The organism is Microcystis sp. LEGE 08355, from assembly GCF_015207185.1.
Classification (GTDB): Bacteria; Cyanobacteriota; Cyanobacteriia; order Cyanobacteriales; family Microcystaceae; genus Microcystis; species Microcystis panniformis.
The window spans coordinates 1-10,509 of the sequence record NZ_JADEXI010000113.1; the positions used below are offsets into that span (position 1 = coordinate 1).

Annotated in this window: 9 protein-coding genes and 2 pseudogenes; 1 reads left to right on the forward strand and 10 read right to left on the reverse strand. The window is 36.9% G+C overall.

The window, feature by feature from the left end:
- Positions 1–113: 113 nt before the first annotated feature.
- Positions 114–1,598: pseudogene (locus IQ242_RS08055) on the reverse strand (NB-ARC domain-containing protein); the annotation flags it as partial.
- A 148-nt stretch (positions 1,599–1,746) separates the two neighbouring features.
- On the opposite strand from IQ242_RS08055, the gene IQ242_RS27045 reads away from it, so the two are divergent.
- On the forward strand, positions 1,747–1,812 hold the full coding sequence (locus IQ242_RS27045) for a tetracycline resistance efflux system leader peptide (protein WP_223212376.1): 66 nt from the start codon (positions 1,747–1,749) through the stop codon (positions 1,810–1,812).
- Between the two features lie 52 nt (positions 1,813–1,864).
- Here the strand turns inward: IQ242_RS27045 and IQ242_RS27050 are convergent.
- The 9 genes and pseudogenes from IQ242_RS27050 to IQ242_RS25995 form a co-directional block, all read right to left on the reverse strand.
- A pseudogene (locus IQ242_RS27050) lies at positions 1,865–2,185 on the reverse strand (Mov34/MPN/PAD-1 family protein); the annotation flags it as partial.
- Positions 2,186–2,190: 5 nt separating this feature from the next.
- On the reverse strand, positions 2,191–3,918 hold the full coding sequence (locus IQ242_RS08065; protein WP_193959607.1) for a type IV secretory system conjugative DNA transfer family protein: 1,728 nt from the start codon (positions 3,916–3,918) through the stop codon (positions 2,191–2,193).
- Between the two features lie 40 nt (positions 3,919–3,958).
- Positions 3,959–4,465, reverse strand: a complete 507-nt coding sequence (locus tag IQ242_RS08070) for a hypothetical protein (RefSeq protein ID WP_193959608.1) — start codon at positions 4,463–4,465, stop codon at positions 3,959–3,961.
- Between the two features lie 47 nt (positions 4,466–4,512).
- Complete coding sequence (locus IQ242_RS08075) at positions 4,513–5,145, reverse strand: 4Fe-4S single cluster domain-containing protein (RefSeq protein WP_185237208.1); 633 nt, start codon at positions 5,143–5,145, stop codon at positions 4,513–4,515.
- Positions 5,146–5,203: 58 nt separating this feature from the next.
- Positions 5,204–5,419 carry a DUF2997 domain-containing protein gene (locus IQ242_RS08080; protein WP_185237209.1) on the reverse strand — a complete coding sequence of 72 codons (216 nt, stop codon included), beginning with the start codon at positions 5,417–5,419 and terminating at the stop codon, positions 5,204–5,206.
- A 24-nt stretch (positions 5,420–5,443) separates the two neighbouring features.
- Positions 5,444–6,547, reverse strand: a complete 1,104-nt coding sequence (locus tag IQ242_RS08085; RefSeq protein WP_185237210.1) for a GYF domain-containing protein — start codon at positions 6,545–6,547, stop codon at positions 5,444–5,446.
- A 14-nt stretch (positions 6,548–6,561) separates the two neighbouring features.
- Positions 6,562–7,320, reverse strand: coding sequence for a hypothetical protein (locus IQ242_RS08090; RefSeq protein WP_185237211.1), 759 nt, complete (start codon positions 7,318–7,320; stop codon positions 6,562–6,564).
- A 15-nt stretch (positions 7,321–7,335) separates the two neighbouring features.
- Entirely contained in the window at positions 7,336–9,006 is a 1,671-nt protein-coding gene (locus tag IQ242_RS08095; RefSeq protein ID WP_185237212.1) for an AAA family ATPase, read from the reverse strand.
- A gap of 459 nt (positions 9,007–9,465) precedes the next feature.
- The coding region (locus IQ242_RS25995; protein ID WP_228020884.1) for a pre-peptidase C-terminal domain-containing protein at positions 9,466–10,509 on the reverse strand (1,044 nt) is incomplete at its 5' end.

Here is a 10,509-nt window from a genome sequence, read left to right on the forward strand (position 1 = left end):
AAATGATGGAGGATCATTTTGGGTCTGATTTGTTTTTGTTAATGATCAGACAGTACCTGATGAGCCTTTCTTTGTCAACTCTTGAGGTTGATGCGTTTCATTTTTGAATTGGCGGAGTTACTTCTTAATAATTGGAATTTTTGAGTTTTGATTTCTTCTGTTGCTATGGTAATAATTTTTTGAGTGAAATATTCAATCAGTAGAGGATGTATGGTAAAGTAGTCATCTTTTTTATCTAACAGAATTTTGCTAGATAATGATCTAATTCCTTCTTGGATACTTTTACCGTCAGGTTCAATGATAACATTATGTTCTAGCTCCGACAAAGAAACTGGATTTCGATTAATCGCTAACTCAAAAATAATCGCTTTTTCTAAATTAGATAGTTGCTGAAAGTAAGAATTTAAAATAGACTCGATTTTTTTTATCAGAAGATTCCCTTTTAAAAGAAAATCCGAGAGATTATTATGATGAACTCGTTGAATATGATGAGCGATAGATTTGATGAATAAAGGATTGCCGTGACAGACTTGTTGAATTAAAAATTGCCATTCATCCTCTGAACCATGAAAGGTGTCAATATCTCCCAAAATTTGCCGTCCAGTTTGATAGTCAAGTCCTTGTAACTCTCGGAAATAGGTTGAAGTCTTATTTCCCACTAACGATTCAAGTTCTTGAGGAATTTTTCGACTGGTTATAATTAAACAGCTATTGTGCTTTGACTGACCAATTGCTTGTAAAATTTCACTATATTCTCGATAGTTTTCATGCTCAATAATCGCATCAATATTATCTAAAAATAATAAACAACGATATTTGGCTAGTATCTTGATAAATTTTATCAGTTTTATTTTAAATCTATCTTCTGTCTTAAAACTGATATTTTGTGAAATAATATTACTTATATTTTCAAGAAATTCTAGGGGTAAAGGAGGATTCAAAAAAGACCAATAGATAACACGAGAAAATTCCTCTTGAATTTGCTCAATCAGTTTACAGACAAGAGATGTTTTTCCGATTCCTGCTATTCCGAAAATTCCGATAATTTTACACGGGGGACTATTTTGAAAAAACTTTTGTTTTAATAATTCTAGTTCTTTTTCTCTCCCATAAATCTGAGAAGTATCAGGAATTAATCCGAAATTATCATAATTTATTTCTGTTTTAACCGATGAGTTTTCAAGACCAGGACATTTACGCTTATCCCATTCTTCCTCAAATTTCCACAAATTTTCTTCTGTAAATGAACTCCAAAGGTTGAGGGTGAAGTGCCTTTGTCGTGATCCTTGAGGATTCGTGCGATTATCTGTAAGAATTCCCCAATCTTTTAAAACATCAAGAACATTTCTCATCTGAATTGTAGTGAGGGAAATAACTGATGTTTTTTTAGTACCAGCGTTGCAAAAATCTACCAAAACCTTTAATTCTGTTTTGACAATTAGTTTTGGGTGAGGTTTATCATATTTCAACCAGTTATAGATTATTTTATCTGACCAATAAGCTTGATCTACTAATTCACCGTTTACATACGTTAATAATCTTCTTAACAAAAGAGAAAGTTGTTCTTTAACTGTATCACTTGTATTTAGTCTTGGCATAATCTATGAAGATAATTTTTCTCATTATAGCTATATTTTCAATGTTGATTAATATTTTCTAAGGAATCTGGGAAGGATTTGAGGGTTAAAAATTTTTCTGGGATGAGGTGGTCGCCTACTTCTATAGGAATTTTAGTATATTGAGGGCGTGATAAAGAATCGGGTTCAATTAAAACATGGTACATCGTTAATCGGAAATCAGGGTCAAGATTAACTAGGGCAGAAATAGCTCCATCAGAATTTTGAGAAGCATATTTTTTATTTGTTATATCATCAGTTTGTGAAAAACAATCAAAACTACTAGGATGTCTATGCCAAAGTCCAAGAAGTTCTATAGGTTCCTGATAATATCTTCCTATTTTCTTAGATAAATGATTAATATACTCAGTATCATATTCAAAATAACCTGGTTGAAAAATAGGATGTATGCCTGGATCTAATGTTTCGAGAATATACCATATATTAACTGTTTTTATTCCCAAGAAAATTCCACCTGTTTCTGTTTTAGAGCTTTCATAGGTTTCGGCGACAATTGCTAAAAAGGCTCTCTCTGAAAAAATAGTTTGGAGTTTTAAGTAGTTTAACATTTTTACTAAACTGATTCGTGTTGGGGATTGTCACAGGACATTTCTTGAAAGTAAGGTTCTCTGAAATATTCTATCTTTTTTGCCATAATTGGATCGTGACCTTGAATAAAAATTATTTGTTCATTGCGATTCATTCTCATGATTTCATCAGGATGTAGAAGGTCTCTAACTTGTTGGTTTCTTGTAGTTCCAGAACTTGTGCTATTGCCACCAACTTGACCATAACTTTGATTTTGACCCTCGCTAGTCGATATCACTTCAATTGTTGTTTTGCCTAGCTTTTCTGAGACATATTTGGCCGTCTCTAAGTCGGCGACCCCAAAATACTGCTGCACCTTGCTACTAGAAATAAATGGTTGCCATTCATCATTGGGATAAAGTGCTTTTATTTGAGATAAATCTTGTAAAATTGTCCAAATAGTTGCGCCATAACCTCTGACAATTGAAACAGCATCTCTTAGAGAATCCATCCGACCTAATTGTGCCATTTCATCTAGTAAGAATAAAACTCGATGTCTCGGTTTACCTTGAACACTTAAAATGGCTCGAATAGCCGTACTTATCCATAATCGGAGTAAGCGAGAATAGGATGATAATTTATCAGTAGGTAAAACTAAGTAAAGAGAAACATCACCCGTTCTTTTGAGGTCTTTAATATCAAAACTACTCCGAGATAAAGACTTGATAACTCTGGGAGAGTCAAGAAATCCGGTATTACTTTTAACAGTGGAAAGGACACTAGAAGCGGTGTTTTCTGCTAATTGTTTGAAACCAGATGCGGTTCTGGCAATTATTCCATGAGCATAAGAAGAGCTTTCCATCATGTTAAGGTGAAAAGCTAATTCATCAGGAGGAGAAGTGAGTAGTTTTCTTACCTCTCCTAGATGTCTCGATTCTTCAGGGGATTCACAAACGACATAGAGAATAAATCCAGTTAAAAGAGTAACTGCTTCATCATTAAAATATTTATCGTTACCCTGCTCACTTTTTGGTCTTAAAATTAAAGAATCTGCTAAAGTTCTAGCATCATCTATTAAGTCATCTTCATCAGGATCTAAAAGATCTAAAGGATTCAATTGAGCCTGATCTTTTTTGTCACAAATTCCAAAAGGATCTAAACAAAGTACATTTTGTCCCATGCGTTGGCGTGCAAATGCTGTTACTGCATAATTTTCTCCTTTAGGATCTGTAACAATAACTGAGCCGGGATAGGTTAAAAGATTAGGAATAACTACTCCAACACCTTTACCCGCACCGGGGGGAGCAATAGTTATTAAATTGCCTTCAAAGCCACTCCAATCTTGATTAAATCTAAGTAGTAGTGAATCTGATTGTGTTTTTCGTGAGATCATTCCTTTCTTTTTCGTAATTTTTCCTAGCACAAGACCTTGAGAATCAAATAGATTTAAGGCTTCCAGATCTTTTTCATTTGACCAACGTGCTGTAGCTTGTCCACCACCAATTTTTTTTCTATCTGAACTTTTAGAAGGAAGAGCAAAGCTTTTTACTTGAAAGATCATTGCTGCTATAAACCCAACCCCAAAAATCAGAGCAAGATAATCAACGGTTAATTGAGGGACAAGATATTTAGCAGCGAGAACAAATAGCAAACCTGTTAAGAAATGAAAGGGATAGCGACGAACAATGTTGAAAAACATTAGCAGTATTTTACCTGCTACTGCTATAGATATTTCAAACATTTTGAACACTAAGTTAAATTGATCTTCAGGCATAATTTTTTCCTCTATTTTTGATTTCTAGGTGGTTGTATCATTATCTTTCATTGCTGCGTGTTTGCATAATTGGTTGTTGACTTAAATTAGCAGCATTTCTAGCAACTTCTTGCATTTGTTTCTGTCTTTGTTCTTCAAGGGTTTTTTGACGAGCAGCTTCTTCTCTTTCTTTTTTGTCTTTTAAAATACTTTGCACCTGATGATCTTTTTCGCTTTTAAGTCTTTCTTTAGTACCATCATTTTTTTGACGATTAACTTCTTCTCTTGCTTTCATAACTTCTTTTGTAGCTTCAGAAAATTTTTGTCTTTGTTGGTCTTGTCGTTGTTTGAGAAGTTTCCTCAAATCATTAGCTTGACTTCTACAATTCTGAGCATCTCGATATTCCTGTTTAGCTTTTTCTATAAGAGCCTTACGCTCTTGATCACTAGCACCCTTTGCCATTTCACTATATTTGTTAGCTTCTGCTTGGTGTGCAGCAGCTTTTGCTTCAAGCTGATTAATATGATGTTGTAATTCAGCGTCACTGGGAACAAATTCGTTAGGCATAAATTCACCTCTTGGTAAAGTTTTAAGTGGAAATAAAAGGATACAATTTATCGGTCACTAGGTATTGTAGCCGACGATATGTAAAAGCCAGAGTTGTTAATTAAACTCTCTATCTGTTCACTACTAGCCATCCCATTAAGAAATATCTGACCATCTTGATAAATCCTAATTTCTAAACGATTGGCAATGTTGGTTAAAGTATTTTTCATGTGTAAGTATCGCGGTGAAAGGAAGTGATATTGTTGATTAGAAGAACCAACCCAAGGACGATTTATGTCATTTAAATCTTGACGATAAGGACCGTCAATTAATAAATCGGTTACTGCAAGTAAATTATGCCAATCTTGCCGAGAACTGGTGCTAAGATTCTCATAAAGATACCCAGTAAAAGTGACAACTGACAAGCCTACTTTTTGTAACAATTGACCAAGATGAGCTAGAGCCGCAGCTTGGGCAAAAGGTTCGCCACCGACAAAGGTTACTCCTTCTATAGTTGGACTGCTGAGAATGCGCTCGAAAAGACGTTCTGTTTCAACAATTTTGCCACCGTTATCTTCCCACGTCCAAGGAACAGCACAGCCAGGACATCGAATTGGACAACCTTGAACCCAAATACAAGCACGTTCTCCGGGTCCTTCAGCCCGCGTATGAGGCAAAAACTTATTGATTCGTAATTCCATAGAAAAAGCCAAGATTATGTTAATAGAGTTAGCAATTGATGAACAAACTAGAAGCCTTTTAACTTCTATCCTGTACGGTTTCGTCTATTTGTTGACTTAACCAAACTTCTTGATTCTCGTAATATTCAGGAGTATAGGAAGACTCATATACTTCAGCATTGAGAACTTCTTCTAAAATTTCAATATAGTCGGTACAAGCTTTGCCTTTAATACCCTGAACTTCTGCTTGTACGCGACCATCAGGGAAAATCCGAAGTTGTATTTTTTTAGACATAGTTGACTCTCCTTAAGTTATTAATTAAAAATCAATTAGACGTTGATCTTGAGCGTCTGAAATATTTTCAGATTGGTAAGCAAGAATAACAGCTTTTGCTTTTAACTTTGTTACTAGATGAGGTTGTAATTGTAAAAATTCGGCAACTTCCTCAATACTACTAAATCCTAAACGCAATTCACGTTCTCTGATTAGATTTTCGGCTTTGTTTATTGTCATATTTGGCAATAAAAGTAAATCTTCTAGGGGAGCATTATTCAAATCAACAGGTTCAAATTCAACAGGTTCAAATTCAACAGCTTTTTCTTGTTGAGAAGAATATTGTTTTTCTGTCTTTTTAGATATAGTCTCTGTTGGTTTTTGTATATTTTCTAATGTGGAGGGTGGAATTAATTCTCTTAGTTGTCGAATCTCTGTTATTGGAGTCCATTCTATCATTCCAGGCTTCCAAAATAGACATCCATTAGGATTTATTTGGCGTGTAGTAAGCAAATGCCGAACGGTATCTAAATCATACGGACCATAAGTTTCACCTGATACTCTTAAACTATAATTATTTTCTCGAAGATTTTTGTAATTTTCGGCGGCTTCTATCGCCTTTTCAATTGCATCTAGAGCTAAAGTAGCTTCTCTCCTGCTAAAAGGTTCCACTGTATGCTGTCCAGACGCACTGGTGATAATCAGTCTTTCTTGACTCGGTTCATTTTCTTTACTACCACCACTTATAGCTCCACTACTTATTATCAGAGCCAAATAAAAAAAGATTCGTGGAAATATTGGCCAAGTTAAAATAAGACAACCCGCAAAAAGGATGATTGCCATTACAGTTTTGCTAGGCTTAATTGTTACTATAGACGTAAACTGCATAGCTCCAACAAAAACAATAAAAATCAATGCTAAAACAAAAAGAAAGATATTGCTTTGGTAAGTTGTGTATAAATGAAATACCATTATCCCAACAATAACAAGCTGAAGCAGCCATAAAACAGGATGTACTTTAGCTGGTATCTCCTCTTTTTTAAAGCTGACAATTTCATCTGTCTTGAGTGTTTTATTTGCTAAATAAACATTTCGGTCTGTCACTTTAAGTCCAGATTCATTGAAGTAAACCTCTTCTTGATCTTTCATTTTTTAATTCCTCCTCAAGAATTAATTGTTAATGTCAAAAGTATAGAATTGTCTTCTTGTACTTCTTCGCTTTCAATAACAAGGTTTCGCTCTTTAGCTCTTTGTTTCAGTGATTCGAGAGTTTCCTTTTGGATTTGAAGCTTGTAATCTTCATCAATGGTTGATAAGCTGTTGTAAATTAACTTCAGTTCTTTGGCGTTAACTTCAACAAAAAACGAACCATCATCGGAAGGAAAAAAGCACAAGGAGGTTGGACCAACATTACAAATCAACTCGCCATTTATTGTTTCTTTGGGAAGCATACCAAACTTTATTAAGGTTTGACGTAACAGATTTTTATCTCGAAAGTTTGTAGGAAATACTTCAGATTTTGTTGATTCCACCGGTTCAATCGTTTTAGCTGATTTAACTGATTGACTGGTGGAATCATTAGTAGCATAAAAAATTTGACGACCACCACGCTTTTCTACAGCCTTAATAAAGCGATTAAGTACATCATCTGGAGTAGATTTTCTAAACACAGCAACCCATTGGCCATCTATTAAATCCCAGAAAAAGAAATCTTTTTCTCCTTGTAGATGGGTTTTATAACTACTTCCCCACTTTTCTGCATCGTAACCAGCACCTATAACAAAACGTTCTAGTTCATTACCATCCTTGAAATTAGTGGGAACTTTATTTTGTGAAGAAGCTGCCCATTCTTCTAATTTATCTTTGCCAACTATTGCTCTTAAAGCTAAAGCAACTGGAAGTAATAAAAGACTGATAGACATAAAATTATTTCTCCTTTAGAAATCAATAGTTCTGCCGCCTCGTGACACCCGAACGTCAACATCAGCTTTTTCGACTTTTTGGTCGTAACCTGATCTGTCTTGGTTGCTGGTTGCCGCTACAGCCCTCACGTTTGCCCATTCTCGGATAGCATGAATTTGTTCAGCTTGTGTGACTGAAAGTGGTACAGTGTTTTTTATGGCTAGGGAAAAATCATCAGATTCGATACTACGATTCTCAGCAAATGCTTCAAATAGGGCTGAGATTACCGCTTGTTCAACTTCCGCACCCACAAAACCTTCAGTTATCTGAGCTAAACTAACTAGAAAATTTTCGTTTAGCTGTAGATTGCCACACACTTCAGGCTCTTGTAAACGTTTGTTTAGATGAACACGAAAAATCTCCTTTCTTTCATGTAAAGTGGGCAAATCGACAAAGAAAATTTCGTCAAAACGACCTTTTCTAAGTAGTTCAGGCGGCAAACTGTGTATATTATTGGCGGTTGCTGCTACAAAAACTGGTTTTGTTTTCTCTTGCATCCAAGTCAGAAAAGTACCAAAAACACGAGTAGAAGTGCCACCATCTCCGCCAGAACCAGAAACACTACTGAATCCCTTTTCTATCTCATCAATCCAGAGAATACAAGGAGCGATCGCCTCAGCAGTTTTGATAGCTTGACGCATATTCTCTTCACTGCTGCCAACTAAACCACTGAAAACTTTACCCATATCTAGGCGCAGTAATGGCAATTGCCACATAGCACTAATCGCTTTAACAATTAAACTTTTTCCACAGCCAGGGACACCTGTAATCAATACGCCTTTTGGTGGAGGAATATGATAAAGCTGTGCTGATTCCTGCCAAGATTTGTTACGCTTACTAAGCCAGCGTTTTAAATTTTCGAGTCCTCCTACATCTTCTAGATTGATGGTACTTTTAATAAATTCTAAAATGCCTGTTTTTCTGATAATTTGCTGTTTTTCTTCAAGTATAATCTCAATGTCTGAAATGTCGAGTCTTCCGCCTTCGACCATTGCACGAGCAAAAGCATTTTCCGCTTCCTGTAAAGTCAAACCTAATGCTGCTTTTGCTAAACGTTCAGTTTCCTCGTCGTTAAGCTCAATAATAATTTTGCCACTTTGCCGATTTGCTGTAATCATCTCCTCTAAAACAGCCTTAATTTCCTCAAAAGATGGCAACTCAAAGTCAACAATTGTGACCTCTTTCTGTAATTCATTGGGCAAAACAACTGTAGGAGCAATAAAAACAACATTTTTCGGCTTACTGCTGCGTCTTAATCTAGCAGAAAGATCGCGTAGTTTGCGGATAATCTGATAATCGGGTGTTTTACCTCGTTCACCAAAGTACACATGGAAATCTACTAGGATAAAGATAGCAGGCTCGGCATAGTTATCTATGAACTCAAGAGCTTTAATTGGTTCTAATAGTTTGCTCTGTGTATTGGTTTCAGCTTGACTAGATTGTTTATTATCCGCTGTCATCCCTGTTGTCAACTTCCACACAAAACAATTCCGAGTTGTGCGAATTTTGCTGGCCTCAGTAGCAACCGAGCGAAGGATATTAATCACCCTTTCTTCTTCCCAAGTTGGGATATACAAATAGGGAAACCTTGCTCTGAAAAGGTTTCCTACTAGAATACTGAATTTGTTGGCATCGTGTGTTTGCATATCGGTTTGGATTTTAGCTTTTGCCCTTTACGCTTTAATTTCTGCGACTCTCTTGAATTTCGTGTGATCAGCCTTGTGTATCGCTCTTCTGGAACTCTGGCAAAAATCTTACAGTCTCTCAACTCTGGCTCTCTTATGGGGTAAGCCTTCAAGCGAGTGCTAACTAACAGAAACCCGAAATTTGAGTTTTTATTAGAAAAAAAGTTAGCGTTCCCTTGTCAAGCAAGGGTTTCAGAAACTAGATTCGGTCAGGGATTTCCGAAAGTCCCAGAAGAGGGATATTTTTTTGTTGGGTATTTTATTCTCTGGAAGTCGGGAGTATCTCATTTATGCAAGTGAGTAATTATATTTATCCATAAAACTGTTTTCTAGCAAGGCTTTCAAAATAGCTTGACATAAAAACCTGATTTAGGGGTTACAAAGGTGAGATCCTCCCCTGGAAGTCGCTTAGGCATCCACCTAAGCGACGTAAATATCCTGATGGGTTAGGGCTAAGTTAGGATTGAGGGTAGCAATTTGGGTAGATGCCAGTGCGCCATTGCCATCAGCATCGAAGAACAGAGCGCCAGTGCTAGAGTTGTAGATAAAGCGATGGTTCAGAGTTGTGGCACCACTCCCAATAACAAGCTGATTTGGAATAATGGCTGCACCCGCTACCAATCCGCCACTGAATCCAGTAGCAGAGACGACGATAGTGTCGTCAATAACGCTAAAATCTGTAATGCGATCAATGCCTTCAGTGGGGGTATTGAAGGTAAAGTAATCGCTTTCAGTTCCTCCTGTGAGGGTATCATTACCAGCCCCGCCATTGAGGGTGTCGTTCCCGCCTAATCCTTCTAAGGTATCGTTGCCTAATCCGCCTGTAAGGACGTTATTAGTGTTGTCACCGATCAGGGATAGGTTATTAACGGGAGCTAAAGAAACAGCCGAAACACTCAAATTATAGTTGGTATCGCCACTATAGGGATAGACACGAATGTAGTAGGTACCTGCACTTAACTGACCGGTAATGCTCTCAGAAGCCGTACCATCGTTAGTAGAGGAGGCAATCAGAGAACCGCTACTATTTAACAGTTGCACGTCCGCATCGGCGGTCATTCCGGTTAGATTGAGATTAAAGTTACCAGAATTAGCGAGGGAAAAACGATAGTAATCGTTGGTATCGGTGCTTCCTACCCAATCGGTGTAACTGGTAGAACTAGAACCAACCGTAATCGCTCTGGCAGCGCTGGGAGTATTCCCTGCGTTATCGACAGGAGCTAAAGAAACAGCCGAAACACTCAAATTATAGTTGGTATCGCCACTATAGGGATAGACACGAATGTAGTAGGTGCCTGCACTCAACTGACCAGTAATGCTCTCAGAAGCCGTACCATCGTTAGTAGAGGAGGCAATCAGAGAACCGCTACTATTTAACAGTTGCACGTCCGCATCGGCGGTCATTCCGGTTAGATTGAGATTAAAGTTACCAGAATTAGCGAGGGAAAAACGATAGTAATCGTT

Excerpts from the sequence above, each read along its gene's own strand:
- IQ242_RS08065 (WP_193959607.1), bottom strand. The coding sequence starts at position 3,918 with ATGCCTGAAGATCAATTTAACTTAGTGTTCAAAATGTTTGAAATATCT.
- IQ242_RS08070 (WP_193959608.1), bottom strand. The coding sequence starts at position 4,465 with ATGCCTAACGAATTTGTTCCCAGTGACGCTGAATTACAACATCATATT.
- IQ242_RS08075 (WP_185237208.1), bottom strand. The coding sequence starts at position 5,145 with ATGGAATTACGAATCAATAAGTTTTTGCCTCATACGCGGGCTGAAGGA.
- IQ242_RS08080 (WP_185237209.1), bottom strand. The coding sequence starts at position 5,419 with ATGTCTAAAAAAATACAACTTCGGATTTTCCCTGATGGTCGCGTACAA.
- IQ242_RS08085 (WP_185237210.1), bottom strand. The coding sequence starts at position 6,547 with ATGAAAGATCAAGAAGAGGTTTACTTCAATGAATCTGGACTTAAAGTG.
- IQ242_RS08090 (WP_185237211.1), bottom strand. The coding sequence starts at position 7,320 with ATGTCTATCAGTCTTTTATTACTTCCAGTTGCTTTAGCTTTAAGAGCA.
- IQ242_RS08095 (WP_185237212.1), bottom strand. The coding sequence starts at position 9,006 with ATGCAAACACACGATGCCAACAAATTCAGTATTCTAGTAGGAAACCTT.